Below are 23,388 nucleotides of genomic sequence, written 5' to 3' on the forward strand. Positions count from 1 at the left end.
TAGATTTTACAAAACTAAAAAAGCTGACCTCTATGGTCAGCTTTTCTCACTTTACATCCACTCTATTTAAATGCACATCCATCTGCGGATATGGGATACCTATGTTCTCTTTATCTAAAACCTCTTTTATTCCGTTCAAAACCTCTTTATAAACTGTCCAATAGCATTCATTCGTTGTCCAGCCTTTCAAGGCGATATTTATTGAACTGTCCGCGTACTGATCCACATGGCTATACACCACTGGATTTGTTAAAACTTTTGGATTCTCCCTCAAAAGTTTTTCTAAAGCTTCCCTAGCTACATTTAAATCTGCATCGTATGAAACCCCCACTATAAACTTCAATCTTCTCAGTGGCGTTTTAGTATAATTTATAACTTTATTTGAAACTATTAACCCATTAGGAACTATTACCAAATCATTGTTATGGGTTCTTATTGTTGTTGAAAATATATCTATATCATGAATATATCCCATTTCAGAAGCTATATTCACCTCATCTCCAACTTTATATGTTTTAAATATCAATACAATTAATCCCCCTGCAAAGTTTGAAAGATTATCTTTTAAAGCCAAACCAACACCGATTCCCAAAGTTCCAAAAAATGCTAGTAAACTGCTCTCCTTAACTCCCATTATCAACAAGCAAAATGTTATTAAAATTGCATGTAATCCAATATTTAATATCGATGTTATAAAACTTCTTAAAGATTCATCTATCACCTTTTCATTTGAAGCTTTTCCAAACATCGGTGTTATCTTTTTTACTGCTTTTAAAACTACATAATAGATAACTATACAGATTATTAATTTAATCATAAAAAATACGATATCAACTGTAAAATTTACAAAAATATTCTTCCCCATAAGTTTTTCAATAACCTCTTCTAAAAAACTTTGTGATTGCACATCCATTCAAAACTCCTCCATATTTTAAAGCCCTCTTCTGGGTTTTCCCAGTAAATATCCTTGAACATAGTCCACTTCAATCCTTTTTAAAAATTCAAGCTCTGACTCCTCTTCAATCCCTTCGGCTACAATTTTTAAATTTAAACTTTTTATCATTCTTGTGAGAGCTAAGTAAATCGCCTCTCCTTTTTGGGAATCACCCTTTAAAATCAATATCAAAGATCTATCAAATTTCACAACATCTATTGGTAAAGTTGTTAAAAGTGCAACTGTTGAATGCCCTGCTGTAAAATCATCTATTGAAATTTTTATTCCCAACGATTTTAAACGGTTTAATTTTTTAAGTATATCCTCTATATCCGCTAAAATCATACTCTCTGTTATCTCAACCTCTATATATTCACCCGAAACTTCATATTTTGTGAGTAAAGACTCTATTTTTTCAACAGCATCTCCTCTTTTAAAAGTTTCTGCTGAAAAATTAAATGATATTCTAAAATCTGATAAAACAGAATTTCTCATCAAATAACTCTTCAAATATTTGATTGTTTCCTCCGCCATCTTGTAATCTATTCTATGGACAATTCCAATCTCCTCTGCCAGTGGAATAAATTCTACAGGTGATACAAATCCCAACTCTTTGCTCTCCCATCTAGCCAAAGTTTCAGCCCCTGAGAGCTCACCTGTCAAAACTTTATATTTAGGTTGAAATACAGGATGAAATTCATCTTTTATAGATTCTTTTAAATATTGTTTTATCCTCTCTTTTCTATCAGTTTGATTTATAAAATCTATATTGGCTTCCTTAACCTTATATATCTTGGATTTTTTAGCATCATACATCGCCATATCAGCATACCTAAAAGCATCCTTCATCCCTATATTTTTATCTTTAATGAAATATCCCAAACTAAATCCTACATTGTTTCTTTTTATTATAGGTATGTTTCTAAACACTGTTTCAATCTCTTTAAGTTTTTTTTCAAACTCTTTATTTTCTGCAAATATATAAAATTCATCCCCAGATATTCTAAAGATATAATCTCTTTTAAATACACTCTTTAAACAGTTTGAAAAAGCTACTAAAACTGCATCTCCAACCTCATGACCATAAGAATCATTTATAACCTTAAACTTATTCAAATCAATTACAACCGTTATTCCAAAGATATAATTTTTATTCAAACAAAACTCTTCAAACACTCTTCGGCTCAAAAGTCCTGTTAAAGAGTCTTTTAAAAGTTCTTTATTCTTTCTCTGTTGTTTTATAATTCTATAGGATTGTATAGTTAGAATAAATAGTACCAAAATTAATATCGACAATATATTGTTATATTTTATACTTTTTTTCTCCATCATTTCGAGTTCATAATTTTTATTCTGTATCTCTGATTTTTTCAATATTTCTTTCTTATCAACAACATTATCTATAGCCTTGTTGATAATATCTCTCAAAATATAGTCCTCTTTTTTTAAAGCTAAGTTTATAGGGACCACCTCTAGTAGTTCTAGAGTATATTTTATTTTCTCCAAATCATTTAACTCAAATACAGCTACAGATGATATTTTACGCTCTTTTAAATCCTTAAGCATGCTCTCTCTATCTGTATATGTAATCACAGCGTCATCTAAAAAATATTTTCTGACAACAATCTCTTCAATTCCGTCCTTAATTACCCCTATCTTGTTGTCACTATTTTTTCTCAAGTTGGAAACTATATAGGTATTTAAATCAAATAATTTCTTAGTAAAAATATGTTTTTTCTCTCTTTCACTATCTCTAGACATGGGGATAACATCTATAAAGCCATTCTCAAATTTAGTGTATTTTTGCTTCCACTCCTCATCGACAATTGATTTATCCACAAGTAATACATCCATCCCTTTAAATAATATCGATAGTAGATTGGGAAGAAGCCCCTCATATTGCCTACTTTTTATGGAATAGTAGCTCAATACTCCTGAGCTCTCATAAGTTATCCCTATACTTTTTAATCCCTTTAAGTATTTTTTTTCCTCTTCAGTCAAAGATTTATAAAAATTCTTTTGAAATAGATTAATTTTTTTATCTTCAATCCATTTATTTATAATTTTTTTATATCTCTCATCTAGGGCTCTATTTATTATTGGTATTAATTTTTCATATTTTTTAGAAACTGCCATTGCTCTATCTGGCAATCTTCCAATCTTCATCTTATTTTCTATATCTAAAATATTGTGTTCAGACTCCAAAAAATAATAATCTCTATATGGGAGGTTATCCTCTATAAAAACTTTTTTTATATCCAAATTATTCTCTTTTAAAAACAGATCTAAATATTGAATATATATTGATTCTTTGGTCAAATAGAGAACTTTATTTTTTATATCCTCTCTACTGTTTATTTTATTTGTTTTTGAAGCTATATACAGACTTTCTCCAAACAATGGTTTTGTAAAACCAACAAACTTTTTTCTTTCTTTTGTTTGGGTTAAAACATTTAAAATATCTGTCTGTCCATTTTTAAAATGAAGATATACCTCTTCCCAACTCCCTTTTTCAACCTTTATATTCAGCTGAAGATAATTTTTTAACATATCCTCTATTATATCATTTAGTGAGACCCCATTAACTTTTTCATCTGTGAAATCATTTTTTAATACTCCTACTCTTATCTCTTGTTTTCTAAAACTATCTAAGATTTTTTTTTCTTCCTCATTTTTAGAAAGATATACTGTTTCTGCAAATGTTATCTGTGAAAAAATAATCAATAGTAACAAAAATTTTAACATGCCCCCTCCATATTCTATACTTGTTGTTCTGTGTAATTTTGCGGAATTATCCCCTTAGATTTCCACTCCTCCATCGGAACTACAATCTCTTTTATTTTTCCATGTCGAATATCCAAAATCCATCCATGGATTCTAGGATATTTTCCACTCTCTATTCTATTTTTTATGATTGGGAGTTCAAAAATATGTTTCAGTTGCTCCAAAACATTTAGTTCAGTCAACCTATCTATTCTTCTCTCCACACATTCAATTTTATCTAACTCCTCTCTATTTTCAAGCTCTATTTTTTTTATCGGCATCAACCAACTTGATATAACAGAAGAGTTCGTACACTTCTCGTGGGCCGTTCTTATTCCACCACACTCGTAGTGTCCCGATACAATTATATGCTGAACCTCAAGTTGCTCGACAGCATACTCAAGTGTCGCTAAAAAATTCATATCATTTCCAAAAACTTGATTTGCTATATTTCTATGGATAAAAAAACTTCCTGGTTCACTCTGAGTAAAAGTGTCTATTGGCATTCTACTATCTGAACATCCTATGTATAAAAACGGCGGTTTTTGTCCCTTAGATAAATTTTTAAAATAATCTTTATCCAAAGATAGTTTCATCTCTACCCATTCTATATTTTCCTTTAATAAATCATCATAATTTTGCATTTTTTCCTCCTCAATTAAACTAGAGTATTATTCTATATTTTACTCTATTTTATTTATTTTTTCTACTTTTAAAGCATGTTTTTTAATTAAGTTTCATATGTGGAACAATTACACACAATATACTCTTGTTTATATCTCTATTTTTAACTAGAATTAAACAAAAATATCAACTTTATATCGGGAGGATTTTTATGTTAAAAAAACACAAAATTATAGATAGCATTTTAGAAACTGGGGTGGTTGCTGTTGTTAGAGCAGAAAACCTAGAAGAGGCTAAACGTATTTCAAATGCTTGTATTGCTGGTGGAGTTAACGCTATTGAAGTAACTTACACAGTTCCTGGAGCAACTGAAGTTATATCTGAACTTTCTAAAGAGTTTCCAGGGGATGATTTTATAATTGGTGCTGGAACCGTTCTTGACAGCGAGACTGCTAGACTAGCTATTTTAGCTGGAGCTAAATATATCGTCTCTCCTGGATTTGATGAAGAAACTGCAAAACTTTGTAACAGATATGCTGTTCCATATATGCCCGGATGTATGACTATCACAGAGATGATTAGAGCTATGGAACTTGGGTGTGACATCATCAAACTTTTCCCTGGAAGCGCTTTTGGACCTGATTTTATAAAAGCTGTTAAAGCTCCACTTCCACATGCCAACATTATGCCTACTGGTGGAGTTTCTTTAGAGAATGTTGATAAATGGATTAAAAATGGGGTTTCTGCTGTTGGTGTTGGAGGAAAACTTGCCACTGGTCCGAGTTCTGAAATAACTGAAACTGCTAAAGCTTTTGTTGCAAAAATTAAAAAGGTTAGAGAGGAGATTTAATCATGGGAAAAATAGTTACTCTCGGAGAGATCATGCTTCGTCTATCCACTGAAAACAATAATCGTTTCATACAGAGTAGCTCTTTTAGAGCTGACTATGGTGGGGGAGAAGCCAATGTTGCCATTTCTCTTGCTAACTTTGGTATTCCAACTGAATATGTTACAAAACTTCCAAACAACCCTCTTGCAGAGTCTATTTTTAGATATCTTAAAGGGAATGGTGTGCAAACTAAAAATATTGTCATCGGTGGCGAAAGGTTAGGGACTTACTACCTTGAAGTTGGAACAAGTATCAGAGCTTCATCTGTAATTTATGATAGAAAGTTCTCATCTTTTTCAACTTTAAATTTTCAGGAATTGGATATAGACAATATATTTAAAGATTGTGATATATTACATCTCTCTGGTATAACACCCGCTCTTTCTGAGAACTGTAATATTTTGATGGAACTCATCATTAAAAAAGCAAAATCTTTGGGGATTCTTATAAGTTTTGATTTTAATTATAGAAGTAAGCTTTGGTCTCTACAGAAAGCTTCAAAAGTTTTGACAAGCTATCTCCCATATATTGATATCTGTTTTGCTGGAAGTTTAGATGCAGAACATATAATGGCTTTGGGTTCTAATAAAACTCTACTGGAATATTACAAGGAGATTGTTTCAAAATATCCCAATATCAAATATCTACTTTCTACTAAAAGAGAGACTCACTCTGTTAATGAAAACTCTCTGACTGGATTTATATTTGAAAATGGAAACCTTCTATCTTCTAATAGATATAAATTTCAAATAGTAGATAGAGTTGGGGGTGGGGATGCTTTTGCTGCCGGTGCTCTTTGTGCGATATATAATGGCCTGTCTTCTCAGGATATTGTTGACTTTGCAACTGCTGCTTCAGTTTATAAGCATACCATCAGAGGGGATGCCAATCTTGTTTCTAAAGATGAAATTCAACATATTATAAAAAATGGAATTTCAACTGTTTCCAGATAGCAGTTCCATATATGAAAAAAAGCTGATTTAAGATTTTCTATCTTACAATCAGCTTTTTACTTATTTTAAAACCTATTTAAATCCTCTTCAACAGTTGAAATTGTTCCAATATTAAAGTTTTCAATCAAAACTTTCAACACATTTCCAGATAAAAATGCTGGAATTGTAGGTCCTATATTGATATTTTTAACTCCTAAATGAAGCAATGCAAGTAAAACTATCACAGCTTTTTGTTCGTACCAAGCTATGTTATAAGCTATTGGCAACTCATTGATATCATTTAATTCAAACACCTCTTTTAACTTTAAAGCTATCAATGCAAGTGAGTATGAATCATTACACTGCCCAGCATCCAAAACTCTTGGAATTCCACCAATGTCCCCTAAATTTAACTTATTGTATTTATATTTTGCACATCCTGCCGTTAAGATAACTGTATCTTTTGGTAAATTAGCTGCAAATTCTGTATAGTAATCTCTAGATTTCATTCTTCCATCGCAACCTGCCATAACATAGAATCTTCTTATAGCTCCACTTTTAACTGCATCTACAACCTTATCTGCCAAAGCAAAGACTTGATTATGAGCAAATCCACCAACAATCTTTCCAGTTTCAATCTCTGTTGGTGATTTACAAGTTTTAGCTAATTCAATCACTTCTGAGAAATCCTTTTTTCCACTCTCGTCCTCTTTAACTCTCGTCCAACCTGGGAATCCTGTCGCATTGGTTGTAAATACTTTCCCTTCATATGAAGCCCCAGCTTTTGGAGGCACTATACAATTTGTTGTAAAAATAATCGGTCCATTGAATGTTTCAAACTCTTCTTTTTGTTTCCACCAAGCATTTCCATAGTTTCCAACCAGATGTGAATACTTCTTTAACTCTGGATAGTAGTGAGCCGGTAACATCTCTGAATGAGTATATATGTCTATACCTGTTCCTTCTGTTTGCTCAAGAAGTTGAACTATATCATTTAAATCATGACCAGATATTAAAATCCCTGGATTATTTTTTACTCCAATACTCACCTCTGTTATCTCTGGATTTCCAAATTTACTAGTGTTTGCTGAATCTAGAAGTCCCATAACGTCCACTCCAAATTTACCAGTTTCTAAAGTGAGAGCTATCAATTCATTTACAGACAAAGTGTCATCTAAAGTTGAAGCAAGCGCTCTTTCAATAAACATAACAATCTCTTCTTTTTCATATCCTAAATTAACAGAGTGCTCATAGTATGCAGCCATACCTTTTAACCCATATACAATCAGTTCTCTCAAAGATCTTATATCCTCATTTTCTGTAGCTAAAACTCCTACAGATAGAGCTTTCTCATTCATATCAACAACTGTATCAACCATAAATGTCACTGCATCGTGATCTTTTAATCTTTTAATTTCAATATTTTTTTCTTCAATTTTATTTTTTATTATATCTCTAATTTTTATTCCCTCTAATATTTGAGCAGATATTGCATCATCGTCAAAATTTGCATTTGTTATTGTTGTGAAGAGAGAGTTTGTTATAAAATAATCGATCTCTGAATTCAATTTTTTCTCAATCTTTCTCTCTTCTAAAGATATATTTTCTCTATAGATTGATATTCCCTTCACCATATATATCAATAGATCTTGAAGATTTGATGTTGTCGCCTTTTTTCCACATACCCCTACAACAGAACATCCTTTATTTCCTGCTGTCTCCTGACATTGGAAACAAAACATTGGTATTTTCATATTTGACATATTTAAACTCTCCTTTTTTAGTATTCTATTGATTTATTATAGCAATCTTTTTTAATTTAGTATGTAACATATGTTACATACTAAATTATTTTTTTTATAAAAAAAGAATTCATAAATTTTTTATGAATAAATAAAAAACAAACAACATATAATAAGGAGGATGAATATGGGAATTTTATCTTGGATTATTCTCGGTTTACTTGCTGGTGCTCTAGCTAAATTTTTAATGCCTGGAAGTGACAGTACTGGACTTGTTGCCACTATGTTACTAGGAATTGTTGGGGCTCTTGTCGGAGGATTTATCGGTGGAATAATTGGATTTGGCTCTGTTCACGGATTGAATATCGGTAGTATTATAACTGCAACTTTGGGTGCGTTTGTCGTTCTATATCTATTCAAAAAATTTAGATAGTAAAAAAGCTGAGAAAATCATTCTCAGCTTTTTTTATAAAAATATCTAACGATAATTATAATCATATTTACACTTTGTTTTAAATGGTATATTATATCTATATACATAAACTCCTATTTTTAAGAGAAAGGATAAAATATAATGAAAAAATTAGTTCCATCTATGGAAAAAATAGATAAGATCTTCAACTATCTTTATTTGAAAGAAAAAGCTACTCAATCAGAGCTTTCTAAAGCATTAGATATTCCTAAAGCGACTACCAACAGAATTTTATATACTCTAGTAACTATGAGTTATTTAAATCAACACGGTAAAGAATACACTTTAGGAAATAAATTTGAATATTTTGCCGACAAAAATCAAAAATATAATCTTATTAAAAATATATCCTTTCATTATTTAGAAGAGCTTTCTTTAAAATTTAAAGAAACTTTTAAGATAAGTGTTTTAGATAAAAATAAAATTAGAGTTATTGCCAGTGTTGAAAGTAATGATTTTTATAAAATTACTGTGCCGGAGAATGCTATTTTCCCTCTCCATGCTGGGGCAGCAAGTAAGCTTCTCATCTGTCAGCTCTCTGAAAAAAAATTAAACTCTCTACTTCCAGAAGCTCTACCTAAATATACTGAAAATACAATTGTAGATAGAGATGAGTTGAAAAAAGAACTTTTTAAAATAAATATAAAAAAAGTCTCTTTCGACAACATGGAACACTCCAATACTATATCTGCTGTGGCAACTCCAATATTTAACAGTCAAAACAAAATTATTGCATCCATCAGTTGTCCATTTTTTAGCAGCCATCAAAATGATGAACATATAAATGAGATTGTTAAAGCCATGAAAGAGATAGGAAACAATATATCTTTTACACTAAAAAACATTCCTCACTAAAAAAAATTAAAACTTTTGAAGGAAAAAACTAAATTCTTTGAATAATAAAAGCGAAGTATTTAAAATAAAAGTTTTTTAACTCAAAGGAGGATTTTTTTATGGAAAATAAAGATCTTGTATTTCAAATGAATAAATTTGTAGGGGACTTACATGTATTTAAAACTAAGGTTCACAATTTTCACTGGAATCTTGTTGGGGAACATTTCTTTGTAATTCATCCTATGTTAGATGGGATTATGACTGAAATTGATACTCAAATTGACAGTGTTGCTGAAAGAATCCTTATGATTGGTCATAGACCTTTCGGTTCTTTAGAGATTTATTTAAAGCATACAGTTTTAGGTGAAGCTGAAACTAAAGCTTATACTGCTAAAGAAGCTGTTAAGCACATTCTTGAAGATTTTAAACTTCTTTTATCTGAGATAAATATTATTTTAAAAATTGCTGAAAAAGAGGATGATCAAGAAACACTTACTCTTATGACAGATATTGCTGCTTTGTATCAAAAACATATTTGGATGTTTGGTGCTTGGTTAGCATAGTTTAATTAACTCCTTCCTAAATTAAAATTCCCTCTAAACCTGATTAGAGGGAATTTTTTTATCAATTAAAACTCAAAAATAATTTTAAGAGCACAAACTGGAGGAATATAATGAAGAGAAAATTATATATTCTTGGAATCATTTTAACTGTTTTGATATCAATTCTTTTTTTTCTTTTTTTTAAAAAAAATATTATTCCAGCTATAAAGATAAAAAAAATTGATTATACTGAAAAAATTCTTGTTACAGGGACTATCCAATCTAAAAAATTTTCTACTCTCACTTCCGGAGTCAATGGTATTGTTGAATCAATATATATAAGAGAGGGTGAAAATATCTTGAAGGGCGACGTTATAGCTAAACTGGATACCCAAGAAATCGAAGCTGATATTGCTCGAAGTAGAGCTCTTTACAAAAAATCTATCTACGATTTAGAAGTAATAAATACATTCAATCTTGAAAATATAAAATCTCAACTCAAATCTGCTCAAATTAACTACGATATAGCAAAAAATGAATATCTAGATTTTCAAACTCTATTCGATAAAAAATATATCAACAAACTAGATTTTTATATCAAAAAAAATAATTTTATTAACAGCGAAACTCAATTAAAAAATATTGAAGCTCAACTTAAAAGCACTGAAGCTCAAGGTGCTACAAATAAGGTTGCAATTGAAAATGTTAACGCCGCTAAAAATGCTTTTATTTCACTCCAAAAGACTCTTTTAAAATACTATATTTTTGCACCTTATGATGGTTATATCATAGTCAGAAATGTTGAGGTGGGACAAACTGTTGCACCCTATACACCTATGTTTGAAGTTTCGTCTAGCAGTGATAAAATCGTCAGTATAAATTTAGACGAAAAATATATTGGTAAAGTATCTTTAGGATCTCCCATTAAAGTCTATCCATATGCGGATATAAAGAAGTACTCCACAGGAAATCTATATTTCTTGGGTATAAATATTGATAGCTCATTTGGAACTCTAGAGATTAGAGGTAATATTGAGACTCCACTTCCTGAGTTTGTTTTTAATAGTACCGCAAATGTAGTTATTGATGGGCAAAAATTTCAAAATAGTATTTTACTCCAAGACATATATACAGTCCTTAAAAAGGATAAAATTTTTGTTTATATTTTAAAGAACAACAAATCAAAACTAATCGAAGTATCTGGCACTCCTGTTATTGATGGTTTTATTATTACCGATGGACTTGAAGACGGGGATATTGTTCTCTCTCCCAAAAACCTTATAGAAGGAGTTAGAGTGAAACCTAAATTTGACTAACAAAATATATTGTTAAAGGATGATTAAAATGAGATATGAGTTTAGAATAAGTATTAATTTTATGACTCACAACAAAGGGCAAACAATATTTATAGTTTCTGCTATCGCCCTTGGAGTTGCTATTCAAATTTTTATAGCTTCTCTAATAGTTTCACTTCAAACCAGCCTTATTCAAAGAATTTTAGGTGATTCGTCTCATATATCTATTGAAGATGGAAATATGAGGGATAGGCTTCTTCTTTTAGATAACAGTCCCACTATATATGGTAATTTCTCTACAACACGAAACAAGATTCAAGATTTTTCTGATATAATTAACTATATAAAAAATTATGATGATGTTACAGTCGTTGTTCCAACTATAGAAGGTAATGCCATCTATAGCAGAGGTGAAAAAACTACTTCTCTAACTGTTCGGGGTATCGATTTAAAAAGTGGCGATCGACTCTATAATATAACTGACCGAACTGTTCGAGGGGTTCCTTTGATTGATTCTGAAAATATATTGATAGGAACTCGTCTTGCTAAAAACTATTATCTCAATCCTGGAGATATTATGCAGCTCACTCTATCTTCTGGAGAAATTGAAACTGTTCGAGTTGCAGGAATTTTTGATTTAGAAAACTCTTTTTCAAATAGTAACTTAGTTATTATGGATTTTGACCGTGCTCAAAGACTTTTTAATAAAAAAGGTTATGCTACTAATATAAATCTACAAATAAAAGATGTTTTTAAAGCTCCTAATTTAGCTGAAGATTTTCAAAAAAAATATCCTTATTTGGAAGTTATTCCTTGGACTAGAGATTCCGAGAACATATTAAAAGCTTTAAGATCTCAAACTGATACCAGTATCATAATTCAAGTGGTAGTTATGCTCGCAACATCTATGAGTATAGCCAGTGTCCTTCTTGTCACTGTACTTCAAAAGATGAAAGAGATTGGCATTTTAAAAGCTATGGGTGCCCTGGACAAATCAACTGGGTATCTTTTCATTATCCAAGGTACCTTAATTGGATTTTTAGGTTCAATTGTAGGAGTTGTTCTAGGTATCCTTCTTATAGAAATTTATGTTTTTTTTGCACAGCCATCTTTTGATATCCTTGTCCGTCCACAAAAATTAGCATTGATAATTTTTATATCGACAATAGCTGGAACTCTTTCTGGAATTATCCCTGCTAAAAAATGTATGAAACTGAGTCCTATAGAGGTGATAAAAGGTGAGTAATCAAAAAAATATAATCTTACAACTTGTTGACATTGATAAATCTTATGGTGATAAAGTTGTTACAAAAGTTTTAAACAATATAAATTTAACACTTTACGAAGGCGAATTTATTGCAGTTATTGGGAAAAGCGGAAGTGGAAAAAGTACACTTTTGAATATTCTTGGAGCGCTTGATAAACCCACTCGCGGAAGTATTTTATTCCGTGGAAAAGATATCTCTAATTTTTCTCGAGATGAGATGGCTAATTTTAGAAATCATTCCATTGGTTTTATCTTCCAATTTCACTACCTTCTACCAGAGTTTACCGTTTTAGAAAATGTTCTCATTCCCACTTGGATAAAAAGTGGAAATGATACTGAGGATCAAAAAGAAAAGGCTTTAAATATTTTGGAGTATGTAGGATTAAAAGATTATAGCGATAGAAACTCTTCCAATCTTTCTGGTGGACAACAGCAAAGAGTAGCTGTAGCTAGGGCACTCATAAATAATTCTGACGTTATTTTGGCTGATGAACCCACTGGGAATTTAGATTCTGAAAGTAGCAAACAAATCTACACTCTTTTAAGAGAGATCAATATTAAATTTAAGACCACATTTATTATCGTTACACATGACACTCGTATTTCTAGTCTGTGTGATCGTGTTATTGAAATAGTGGATGGGAAAATTGTTAAAGATGAATCTCAAACTCCAAAATTTTAATAAATTTTAATAAAAAAGTCCCTCACAGTGAAAATTGTGAGGGACTTATATTTTTAATTCATTTTAAATATCATATCAAATTTTTCATTATATTTAAGAAATATATCTACAACTTGGGGGTCAAAATGTTCTCCCCTTTCACTTTCAATTATCTCTATCGCCTTTTGGTGTGAAAACCCTTTTTTATAGACTCTTTCCTGTCTAAGGGCATCATATACATCGGCCAATGCAACAATTCTAGCTTCTAAAGGTATTTTTTCTCCCTTTAAGCCCACAGAGTATCCCTTTCCATTATATTTTTCATGATGGTAAAGTGCAATATTCTCCGCTATTTTTCCTACCTGCATTTTTTTAATAAGCTTGTATCCTAAAACCACATGATTTTGCATCTCATCAAACTCTTCTGGAGTCAATTTCCCTGGTTTTTTTAAAATTACATCCGATATCCCTATCTTTCCTACATCATGAAGAGAGGCATAAGTTGAGACCTCTTGAATAAATTTTCGAGAACATCCCAACATCTCCGCAATAAGCTTTGAATATAGATTCACTCTCAATATATGATTTCCTGTATCCTCATCATTTAATTCATTGGCTATCTCAAAGCTTTCTACCAAAGCTTTCGTTATTCTTTCAGCCTTATATTTTTCACCTTGTGCTCGAAGCAGTAAAAAGTACATGACAAAAATTATTATACTTGAGATTACAACTACTAAAAACATATATTTATAGTCTATATATGGGGTTTCATATATCTCAAAATGACTTGAAAGTATATGGAAAGCTGTTGTGTGATTGGGAAGTATTTTCTTTAAAGTTTTAGCCAAATAAATATCTTTCGGATTTATTCCAAATCCAACATTAGTTTTTTCATTGTAAAAACCTATGATTTTTATCTTTTTATCCAAATGTTTTCTTGATATCGATAGTGATGTTATTTTAAAATCTCCCATCAAAACATCTATATCTCTTTCTAAAATTGCTTTAAATGCTTCTTTATTTGTGTTGTATCTCACTACTTTTTCAGTACCATAGACCTCTTTAAAATCCAAGTTTAATTTTTCATGAGATACATATCCCAATTTTTTACCCGATAGTCCTTCATGTAGATCTAAGTTTTCAGAATCTATATTTGAAAACAGCGTTATATTGCTTTCATAATACGGTATAAAATATTCAGTTTTTTCTTCAAACAAGTGGTAATCTACCGCTTTTATATTATAGTCCTCACCCTCTTTATACGGCTTTAAAATAACTGGAATTTCCAATATTTTACTGAGTTCTTCCAATCTATCTGGTATATATCCAAAATATTTTCCATTTTTTTTATAAAAAAAAGACGGAATTTCATCCACAGCTGGCATCGATACTATAATCTCTTTATATTTTTCCTGTATGCACTTTATATTTTCATCATTCATCAATAGTTGTTTATAAAATATTGGTCTTTCAACTTTTAATGAATTCATAAACATTTTATCGGCAAATTTCTTTTGATACTTTTGAATAATACTTGCCAGTTCAGGCTCTTTTTTACTGACTATCATCTTTATACTTTTTTTCGCTATTTTATCTAGCATATGAAAATTATAAACTTTAAATACATCGTTGCTACTTTTCCCTAAGTAAGTATCAATTTCCCCTGAATTTAACTTTTCAAATCCATCATTTGAATTAACTACATACACTATTTTTTTTGTATTCCTATACTGTTTTGGATAATTTTTTTTGAAAAGCTCTTCCTCCGTGCTCCCCTCTATAATCCCAACTGTCTTTTCATGAATATCATTTAAATTTATACCCTTTATATCTTTTGTATAAAATCCTATATAATAGTTATTTAAAGTTGGTAGATATGTATAGCAGTTTTCTCTTTCTAAAGTTCTTGAAGCATTGATGACTATAGTTGCCTCATTCTTTTTTATACTCTCCTGTAATAATTTTGTATCCATATATCTAAAATTAAATCTAATTCCTGTATCCGCTTCCAAATATTTAAAAAAATCTTTTTGAACACCTCTAAAATTTCCCATACTATCCTTATATAGGAATATTGTCAGTGGTCGTAAAGAATCTACTTGATATACTCCACCTCTATTTTTAGAAATCCATGCTTTTTCCCCAATAGACAGGTCTATTGAAAACATATTTGTGAATGTAATAATAAAAATAATTAAAAAACTTTTTAACAAAATCTCACACTCCATTTTAATTTGAACATTTATTATATCATATTTTTTGTACAATAGAAATAAAAAAAGCCAAGATCACGAAGCTTCTTGGCTTTTACTAATTAAATCTAACTATTTATTTTCTAAATCAAATAATCTCTTGTTCATTTTTATCATTTTTTTTATTAACTCTCTCTCTGATAGAGCTGTCATAAGGTGATCTTGAGCATGAACAAAGACCATTGATAGTGGAACCTTCTGTCCTCCAGCTTCTTTTTGAATCATATCAGTTTGAACGTGATGAGCTTTTAACACTGCAGCATTACACTCCTTCATACACTCTTCAGCCTCTTCAAATTTTCCCTCTTCTGAAAAAGCCAGTGCTTGATGCGCACATCCTTTAGCTTCTCCTGCATATGCAACTATTGAAAATATTATCTCTTCTAACTCATCCTCTGTAAAATCTACCATTTTTTATCCTCCTAAAATTTTGCATTTTTCTACTCTATATGTTTTAGTTTTTTATTTTTATCTTAAATTTTTGCCATGGTTTTATACTATCTAAAAGACCCATATATTCAGATTTTATTTTCCCAACAACACTTGTTTTTCCTGTGTTTTTCATATCTTTTCTGGCGATATGTAACTCACCGGCATATTGTCCATAAAGTGATGATTCAATAAGAACATCCCCTTTTTTTATATTCACAGGGTTAAATAGTTCAAAATGGGTTCCCTTGTATTTCACTCTTGATTGTGTTGATCTAACAACATATTCTCCCACATCTCCACGTTGAAAATGTAGCTCTTTTTCCACTATAGCTCTTTCAACCTCTCCAACACCTTCATAAATTTCACACTCTAACTCTAACATCTCTTTATTTATCTCAGCAAGAGCCCTCAATTCATCCTCACTTGGAAAGCAATTGGATATGATTACAACATCTATTCCCTCATTAAAAAGCTCTCTACCTTGAACCTCAATAGGTAAATCTCTGTGCTCCTCTAGAGTACAAAGACCATCATTTACTGGCCAAGGACCAAACGTTCCTGTTTGAGCCGTTACAAAGGCTGCTGTTGTAAGTGAAAATCCTTTGAACCTTTTGTTGCAGCTTCTAAAATGTTCTCTTGAAAGTCCAGTATATCTATGTGGATAAAAATTATGACATCCAACTAATCTCTCTTGATTTGGCATATAATCTATGATTGTATTGACATAGTTCGTATCCTGACTCATATTAATCTCAACCACAAGCCCATGTTCATTGAAAGTCATTATACTCTCTTCATTCCCTGAAAATCCTAAATCTAACCTAACCCCATAAGCTCCAATCTCTTTAAAAAAAGATAAATCCTCATAACTTATTCCCAACTTATTAAAAATTGATGGAGCTACATCGACCATAACTTGCATTCCAAATCTGTTTGCGTGAGCTATTGTTTCTTTAAATTCATTTATTATAGCGTCTTTATCCCCTTCAACTGATAATAAACAAGTAAAAACTCTTCTATATCCATATTTTGCTGCCATCTCTATATAGTTTTTATTCTCTTCTAAAGTAGCGTGAAATGGATAGATTGAAATTCCTAACTCTCTCATTTATAACTCCCTCCTGAAACCTTTCGTTTCCTAGGTTTTACTAGAAAAACAAATTTAAGTCAAGAACTAAAATTTTGGGAATATTCAAAGTTATTTTTTCGTCTAATCAACTCAACACTTATAACTATTTATCTATTTCATATGAGATTAAACGGGCGAATTTATTTTTTTTCTTGTGTAGCATTCTCAGCAAGTTTATATATCTCAATTGTACTTTCTCTACCTTTATCTAGATATAATATCTCAATTTTATGTCTTTCATCTTTATATTGTAGCAGTTCCCCTATTTTCATATTTCTCAAAGTTTTTAAAAAATTGTAGTTGTAATAAAACTTACATTTTAGTAACTCTTTATAAAGTCTTGATTCAAATATAAATCTATTTGAAAAAATATCTGTAGTTTTGTTCACAAGAATATATCTCTCTTGAGTTTCTATATTTGGGTTTTCTTTCAGTGCTAAAGAGATAGCTTCATCTAAAGATCCTGAAATTCCCTTATCCAAATGATATAAATTATTTCTTACAAAATCTATCCCCTCTTTTAGCAGGGTCTCCTCTATAATTTTACTAACTTTTGCGATGGAATCCACTCTATCTCTAAGAGGCAACAAAAGACTATCTATCTCACTAGCTATAATCGGTGAAAGTTTATGATTAAAAACAAATTCAATCTCCATAATTTTACTCGTGAACCCTTCACTATTCTTTATTTTTTTATAGTCTATATTATATTTTGTAAGTTCGTTTATATCGTTTAAAGCTGGTCTCAAAATAGTTTTTTCAAAATCATAAAATCTCTCGTAGTTCTCTTGAGCTACACCTAAAAGCTCTTTCAATTGATCTCTAGTTAAAAGAAATTTTCCCTTAGTCCTATTTTTTATCATTGCTAAATAAAGTTGAAAACTTTTTTTCTCCTTGAATAGCAGTATTAAAAGCAGATCAATATCATCAAATATTCCACTTTCTTTCAAAGATTTTAAAGATCTCGATATATATATACGATACTCCTCTCGATTTTTCATATAGAAGTCAAATATTGAAAAAGATGAAAAAAATATCTCCTCTCCCTTTTCAATCAATCTCAAGTGTATTCTTCTCTTAGAAAATTTATCTAAAAACTCCTCTATCGAGCTCCTATCTTTTACTATATTTCGAAGTTCTTTTTCATTAAAAGTTATATGTTTTTCATTTTTACCTTTATATTTGTCTCTTATTACTTCCAAAAATTCTCTTTCTTTTTTATTAAGCTTTTTATCAGTATCTATAAAAATATCATTTTTAGAAAAATCAAATGCTGTTTTTTTCATTTTTTGTTCTCCTTTTTTAAGATTTTTTTAAGATTTTTTAAACTTTTTTAAAAAAAATAAAATTATTTTGTGATTTTTTCTTGATTTTTTTTAAAAATTAGACGATTTTATAACGCTTTTTTTTCGTCTTTTTTAAAGAATACAATATTTGTCTCTTATTTTCAAGTTTTTTTTATTTTGTTTTATTGTTATTCGACGAAAAAAGTCTTGTTTTTGTCAAATTTGACTTTTTTTAAAACACATTTTATAATAATTTCATAAACATATTGAAAAGTTAAAGTAAAAAAACTTCAGACTTTTAAAAAGGAGAAATTATTATGAAAAAAATATTATTACTTTGTTCTGCAGGAATGTCAACGAGTATGGTTGTTAAAAAAATGGAAGCTGCTGCTGCCGCTGAAAATATAGAAGTTAAAATTGATGCTGTAGGACTAGAGCAATTCCATGATCTATTACCACAATATGATGTATTCTTACTGGGACCACAAGTTAGATTTAAAAAAGCTGAGCTTTCTGCTCTTGCTGCCGCTGCTGGAAAACCACTAGACGTTATAGACACGATGGCATACGGAACTTTAAACGGAAAGAAAATTTTAGACTTTGCTTTAAATATGTCTAAGTAAAAATAAAGAATTTTTTTATAAAACGGGAGGATAACAAATGAAAAAATCACTTTACTTATTAGCTGCTTTATCATTATTAGGAACAAACGTTTTTGCAAAAGAGGTTGTGGCTACACCAATAACTTCAACTGAATCTAATGCTATCGCTGGAGAGATAACAGAAGAGAGAGTTAACGAAGAGACCGAAATTTTGACAATCGTTGAAGTTCCTGAAGATAAGTGGACTTTTGCTGGAAGAATGTATTTAGAAACTGAGGATTTTGATAATGGCTCTGCACTTAGATGGCAAGCGCCTGGAGAAGTTATTGGGGATGATGAGGATGGAACTTTCTGGGGGACTGGAATTTCAGCTTCAAAAGGAAAGCTAACATTAGACTTAAATGTTGAAAAAAGATTTGGTGGAGATTTAGGACTTAGCAGTACTGATGCTGAATGGGAGGCTACAAGAGTTGATTGGAAAGTTAGATACCAACTTTTTGCTAACCAAGGGTTCCATTTAAAATATAGAAATGAAGAAAGAACTAGGGATTACTCTAGAAATACATACCATTCTAACTGGACAAGAGATAGATATGAATTAGGAACAGACTTCAACCACTTCGATGGTCTATTAGCGGGATGGTTAGTTGCTGGTATTGATAAAGATAAATCTACTGAACTTACTGGAACTACAAGAGATAACGGTTGGTATTGGGAAGGAGATTTTGGACCTTCATTTAAGTTAACTGAAAAATTATCTTTAAATCCAACTGTTTATACTACTGGAGAATTCTATGACTCTTATGAGATGGTTGAAACTCAAATCAGAGTTATGATGCCATATAAAGCTACGGAAAAACTTACTATCATGCCTAGAATCAGATTTACTCTTGAAAGAACAGATGATGGAAAGTTGAATGGAGATTTCGTTAGAAATTATGAAAATAAAGCTGGATCAAGAGTTAGATATGAGTTGATGGCTAACTATATAATCAATGAGCAGTTCTCTACATTTGTTGGTGTTGCTTATGATGATAACACTAGAGATTATAAAAATGCTGATAAGTTTGGTGGAAACGAAGGTAAAAAAGATCTTGATATGTGGTGGTCATATGTTGGGTTAAACTATAACTTCAACTAAAATTATATAAACTCTTTATACAAATTATGGGGAGGGGAAATTTTTTCCTCCACCCCTTTCTGTAAAATTTGATATAATTAAATCAATTAAGAAAATGGAGGAAAATTATGAGTAAATTTATGAATTTAATTGAAGAAAAAATGATGCCCATAGCTGGAAAAGTTGGGCAAAATAGATATTTAAATGCAATTAAGGATGGTTTTGTTTATACGATGCCGTTCCTAATAATAGGATCTTTTATACTTTTGATAGTGAACCTACCTTTTACTGATCCTAGCAATGTTTTATATATGGAGTGGTACGCTAATCTTATGGGTGCTTTTAAAGCCGATTTAGTACAACCCTTCTACGTAAGTATGGGAATCATGTCCCTTTTTGTTTCTTATGGAATCGGTATGTCACTATCTAATAGTTATGGACTTAATGGTACAACTGGTGGATTCTTATCAATGTATGCTTTCTTACTTACATCTGCTAAACTTGATTGGTTACCTGTAGGTCAAGCAGAGGGTGCTAGTGCTCTATTCTTAATTCCTGACGGTGGATGGATGCCTGTTATGGATGCTAGATATTTGGATGCTAAAGGACTATTTACAGCTATAATTGGAGCTATTATCGCAATTGAAATTTTCAGACTTCTAGTTCAGAAAAAGTTTGTTATTAAACTTCCTGATTCTGTGCCACCTGCAATAGCAAAGTCTTTTGAACTTTTAATCCCGATTGTATTTGTTACTATAATCTTCCATGCAGTTAACATCTTTGCAATGAAGAGTTTAAATATTATGGTTCCTGAGATTATATTAAAAGCTTTTGCACCACTGTTAAATATGTCTGATTCATTGATCTCTGTAATCTTTATAATTATAATAACTCACCTTTTATGGTTTGCTGGATTGCACGGAACAAATATTGTTATAGCTATCATTAACTCAATCACTTTATCTAACCTTGCTGTTAATCAAGCTGCACTACAAGCTGGGGATACTTTACCTAAAATATTTGCTGGTGGATTCCTGGATGCTTATGTTTACATCGGTGGAGCTGGAGCAACTTTAGGACTTGCCCTTGCCATGTCTGTAAGCAAAAATGCACATATCAAATCAATTGGAAAACTTTCAGTTATTCCAGCTGTATTTAATATAAATGAACCTATTATGTTTGGAGCACCTATCGTGATGAATCCGTTATTATTTATTCCTTTCGTTGGAATACCAGTTTTTAACGCTTGCATTGCTTGGTTTGCGACAAAGTTTAATTTAGTTGGTAAGATTGTAACTCTTGTTCCTTGGACAACACCTGGACCTATTGGAGCGTTCTTAGGGACAAACTTCAGCATTACCGCTTTCCTATTAAGTTGTGGACTTGTAGGAGTTTCATTCTTCTTATACCTTCCATTCTTAAGAGTTTATGAAAAATCTCTTAATGAAGAGGAAGTTGTAGCTTAATATATAAACCTCACAGTTTAAAATATAAAAAAAGTGCTAATAATAAAACCCCTAAGGATTTATATCCCTAGGGGTTTTGTTATTTACAACTATTTCGTTAATTCTATAAATTCATCCTCTGTCAATATTGTAACTGTTTCTAGTTCTTGAGCTTTTTTCAGCTTACTTCCAGCATCTGCTCCAACTATAAGATAATCCAATTTTTTACTCACAGACGACATATTTGTTCCACCCAAAGATTCAATCAACTCTTTAATCTCCTCTCTTTTAAACTTTTCTAACTTTCCTGTAAATAGAAATGTTTTTCCAGAGAAAGGTCCCTCTCCAGAAGTATCTTTTTTCTTTTCTTGACTGAAGTTAATTCCATACTCTTTAAGCTTTTTTACAATCTCCATAGATTTTTCATCTCTGAAGAATTTATATACAGATTCGGCTACTTTCTCTCCAACACCTTCAATTTCTAAAAGTTCTTCTTTTGTCATAGATGAAAGCTTATCAATATCCCCACTCTTTTTAGATAGAACTGTTCCTAAGAATTTTCCCACAAATGGTATTCCAAGAGCGTAAAGAGTTTTTGAGTACGGTCTTTCCTTACTCTTCTCTATTGAGGCAAAAAGTTTCTCGACACTTTTTTCTCCCATCTTATCTAATTTCTTCATCTCTTCACCATATTTTGAAAGTTCATATATATCTGTTATATCTTGTATATAACCTAACTCTAGCATTCTTTCTACAATTTTACTTCCAAACCCACTGATATTCATTCCATCACGAGATACAAAATACTCTATGCTTCCCTGTATTATAGCTGGGCAAGTGGGATTAACACACTTTAAATCCACTAACCCTTCCTCTTTCTCCAAAAGTGATTTACAAATAGGGCAGTGTGTTGGCGGAACTACAATTTTCTCGCTTCCATCTCTCACTTCTTTTACAGAGCTCACAACTTGCGGTATTATTTCCGCAGCTTTTTCTATAAAAACACGATCTCCTATTCTTATATCTTTTCTAACTATCTCATCCATATTATGTAAACTTGCTCTTTTTACCCTACTTCCAGATAGTTCTACCTCTTCTAGTTCCGCTACAGGTGTAACTTTTCCTGTTCTTCCAACCTGCCAAGTTATCCCATTCAATTTTGTTGTTACCTGTTTTGCAGGAAATTTATATGCTATTGCCCATCTTGGACTTTTAGTTGTGTATCCCACCTCTTCCCAAAGACCTATATTATTTAATTTTAAAACCAATCCGTCTGTTTCATAATCCAATTTTTCTTTAGCTTTCTCCCAATATGCAATACGTTCTTCCATTATAGACATTGAGCTAATAACTTCTGCAATTCCTGTCGTTTTTATTCCAATTTTACTTAAATATTCTAAACTTTCTTTATGAGTTTTCATACCATGATCTTCAGGATCAACTAGATAATAAAAATATGCATCTAGCTCTCTTTCTTTAACAACCTCTGCATCTAGCTGTCTTAAAGTTCCACTAGCTGCATTTCTTGGATTGGCAAATATCTCCTCTCCATCTTCTAATCTTCTCTGATTAATTTCTTGGAATCTGCTTAAAGGTAATACAATTTCACCTCTTACCTCTATCGATATATTTTCTTTTAGATAGTTAGGAATACTTTTTATAGCTAAGATGTTTTCTGTCACATCCTCTCCCTCTATCCCATCTCCTCTTGTTACTGCTTTTACAAGTTGTCCATCTTCATACTGCACACTTATACTCGCTCCATCTAATTTTAGCTCTAAAACATATTCCAAATCTCTATGAGTTCCATCCAAGTTTTTTTCAACTCTTTCTGCAAAGGCAATTACATCCCCAATGTTATATGAGTTATTTAAACTTAACATCGGTTTTTTATGCACAACTTTCGTAAACTTTGATTCTTTCAAATTGCTCGCACCCACATTTACTGTTGGAGAGTTTAAATCTCTATATTCTGGATAATTGTGCTCTAATTCCTGTAGCTCTTTTAAAAGTACATCAAACTCCATATCCGATATCAAAGACTCATTTTTCGTATAATAGTAGTAGTTATAACGTTCTATCTCTTGCTTTAACTTCTCTATTCTTTCCTCAGGCTTTTCTTTTTCATCTATATCAAATAGTTTTAACACCTGTCTATCACCCTACC

General features: G+C 31.0%; 20 protein-coding genes. 11 read left to right on the plus strand and 9 right to left on the minus strand.

The window, feature by feature from the left end:
• Positions 1-46: 46 nt before the first annotated feature.
• Genes Q0V67_RS07780 through Q0V67_RS07790 form a run of 3 tightly spaced genes read right to left on the minus strand, consistent with a single transcriptional unit; the run spans position 47 to position 4,341 of the window.
• Positions 47-913: a mechanosensitive ion channel domain-containing protein gene (locus Q0V67_RS07780; RefSeq protein WP_297598447.1), complete on the minus strand. Its 867-nt coding sequence runs from the start codon at positions 911-913 to the stop codon at positions 47-49.
• Positions 914-931: 18 nt separating this feature from the next.
• Positions 932-3,679 (minus strand): EAL domain-containing protein, encoded by a 2,748-nt coding sequence (locus Q0V67_RS07785; protein WP_297598448.1) that lies wholly within the window; start codon positions 3,677-3,679, stop codon positions 932-934.
• 14 nt (positions 3,680-3,693) lie between these two features.
• Entirely contained in the window at positions 3,694-4,341 is a 648-nt protein-coding gene (locus Q0V67_RS07790) for a carbonic anhydrase (protein WP_297598449.1), read from the minus strand.
• Positions 4,342-4,532: 191 nt separating this feature from the next.
• Between Q0V67_RS07790 and Q0V67_RS07795 the strand changes: the two genes are divergently transcribed.
• Both Q0V67_RS07795 and Q0V67_RS07800 read left to right on the plus strand, forming a co-directional pair.
• On the plus strand, positions 4,533-5,171 hold the full coding sequence (locus tag Q0V67_RS07795; protein WP_297598450.1) for a bifunctional 2-keto-4-hydroxyglutarate aldolase/2-keto-3-deoxy-6-phosphogluconate aldolase: 639 nt from the start codon (positions 4,533-4,535) through the stop codon (positions 5,169-5,171).
• A gap of 2 nt (positions 5,172-5,173) precedes the next feature.
• Positions 5,174-6,163 carry a sugar kinase gene (locus tag Q0V67_RS07800; RefSeq protein ID WP_297598451.1) on the plus strand — a complete coding sequence of 330 codons (990 nt, stop codon included), beginning with the start codon at positions 5,174-5,176 and terminating at the stop codon, positions 6,161-6,163.
• Between the two features lie 65 nt (positions 6,164-6,228).
• On the opposite strand, the gene hcp is transcribed toward Q0V67_RS07800, so the two are convergent.
• Positions 6,229-7,896: a hydroxylamine reductase gene (gene hcp / locus Q0V67_RS07805; RefSeq protein ID WP_297598507.1), complete on the minus strand. Its 1,668-nt coding sequence runs from the start codon at positions 7,894-7,896 to the stop codon at positions 6,229-6,231.
• Positions 7,897-8,071: 175 nt separating this feature from the next.
• On the opposite strand from hcp, the gene Q0V67_RS07810 reads away from it, so the two are divergent.
• From Q0V67_RS07810 to Q0V67_RS07835, 6 genes are all read left to right on the plus strand, one after another.
• Entirely contained in the window at positions 8,072-8,317 is a 246-nt protein-coding gene (locus tag Q0V67_RS07810) for a GlsB/YeaQ/YmgE family stress response membrane protein (protein WP_297598452.1), read from the plus strand.
• A 141-nt stretch (positions 8,318-8,458) separates the two neighbouring features.
• Entirely contained in the window at positions 8,459-9,211 is a 753-nt protein-coding gene (locus Q0V67_RS07815; protein WP_297598453.1) for an IclR family transcriptional regulator, read from the plus strand.
• A 98-nt stretch (positions 9,212-9,309) separates the two neighbouring features.
• Positions 9,310-9,753 (plus strand): DNA starvation/stationary phase protection protein, encoded by a 444-nt coding sequence (locus Q0V67_RS07820; RefSeq protein ID WP_297598454.1) that lies wholly within the window; start codon positions 9,310-9,312, stop codon positions 9,751-9,753.
• Between the two features lie 110 nt (positions 9,754-9,863).
• Positions 9,864-11,048 (plus strand): efflux RND transporter periplasmic adaptor subunit, encoded by a 1,185-nt coding sequence (locus Q0V67_RS07825; RefSeq protein ID WP_297598455.1) that lies wholly within the window; start codon positions 9,864-9,866, stop codon positions 11,046-11,048.
• A 28-nt stretch (positions 11,049-11,076) separates the two neighbouring features.
• Positions 11,077-12,273: an FtsX-like permease family protein gene (locus Q0V67_RS07830; protein WP_297598456.1), complete on the plus strand. Its 1,197-nt coding sequence runs from the start codon at positions 11,077-11,079 to the stop codon at positions 12,271-12,273.
• Positions 12,266-12,976 carry an ABC transporter ATP-binding protein gene (locus Q0V67_RS07835; RefSeq protein WP_297598457.1) on the plus strand — a complete coding sequence of 237 codons (711 nt, stop codon included), beginning with the start codon at positions 12,266-12,268 and terminating at the stop codon, positions 12,974-12,976. The genes Q0V67_RS07830 and Q0V67_RS07835 overlap by 8 nt, the downstream gene beginning before the upstream one ends.
• A gap of 53 nt (positions 12,977-13,029) precedes the next feature.
• Here Q0V67_RS07835 and Q0V67_RS07840 read toward each other — a convergent pair whose 3' ends face one another.
• From Q0V67_RS07840 to Q0V67_RS07855, 4 genes are all read right to left on the minus strand, one after another.
• The gene (locus Q0V67_RS07840; RefSeq protein WP_297598458.1) at positions 13,030-15,168 is read right to left on the minus strand and encodes an HD domain-containing phosphohydrolase; all 2,139 of its coding nucleotides are present in this window, start codon (positions 15,166-15,168) and stop codon (positions 13,030-13,032) included.
• Positions 15,169-15,279: 111 nt separating this feature from the next.
• Entirely contained in the window at positions 15,280-15,618 is a 339-nt protein-coding gene (locus Q0V67_RS07845; RefSeq protein WP_297598460.1) for a PTS lactose/cellobiose transporter subunit IIA, read from the minus strand.
• Between the two features lie 43 nt (positions 15,619-15,661).
• Positions 15,662-16,747 carry a MupG family TIM beta-alpha barrel fold protein gene (locus Q0V67_RS07850; RefSeq protein ID WP_297598461.1) on the minus strand — a complete coding sequence of 362 codons (1,086 nt, stop codon included), beginning with the start codon at positions 16,745-16,747 and terminating at the stop codon, positions 15,662-15,664.
• Between the two features lie 161 nt (positions 16,748-16,908).
• Complete coding sequence (locus Q0V67_RS07855) at positions 16,909-18,054, minus strand: replication initiation protein (protein ID WP_297598463.1); 1,146 nt, start codon at positions 18,052-18,054, stop codon at positions 16,909-16,911.
• A gap of 317 nt (positions 18,055-18,371) precedes the next feature.
• Between Q0V67_RS07855 and Q0V67_RS07860 the strand changes: the two genes are divergently transcribed.
• From Q0V67_RS07860 to celB, 3 genes are all read left to right on the plus strand, one after another.
• Complete coding sequence (locus Q0V67_RS07860; protein WP_297598465.1) at positions 18,372-18,677, plus strand: PTS sugar transporter subunit IIB; 306 nt, start codon at positions 18,372-18,374, stop codon at positions 18,675-18,677.
• Positions 18,678-18,714: 37 nt separating this feature from the next.
• Positions 18,715-19,797, plus strand: a complete 1,083-nt coding sequence (locus Q0V67_RS07865; protein ID WP_297598467.1) for a hypothetical protein — start codon at positions 18,715-18,717, stop codon at positions 19,795-19,797.
• A 107-nt stretch (positions 19,798-19,904) separates the two neighbouring features.
• Positions 19,905-21,242, plus strand: coding sequence for a PTS cellobiose transporter subunit IIC (celB, locus tag Q0V67_RS07870; RefSeq protein ID WP_297598469.1), 1,338 nt, complete (start codon positions 19,905-19,907; stop codon positions 21,240-21,242).
• A gap of 89 nt (positions 21,243-21,331) precedes the next feature.
• On the opposite strand, the gene ligA is transcribed toward celB, so the two are convergent.
• Positions 21,332-23,371 carry an NAD-dependent DNA ligase LigA gene (gene ligA, locus Q0V67_RS07875; protein ID WP_297598471.1) on the minus strand — a complete coding sequence of 680 codons (2,040 nt, stop codon included), beginning with the start codon at positions 23,369-23,371 and terminating at the stop codon, positions 21,332-21,334.
• Positions 23,372-23,388: the final 17 nt, after the last annotated feature.

The organism is uncultured Cetobacterium sp. (assembly GCF_947072685.1).
Classification (GTDB): domain Bacteria; phylum Fusobacteriota; class Fusobacteriia; order Fusobacteriales; family Fusobacteriaceae; genus Cetobacterium_A.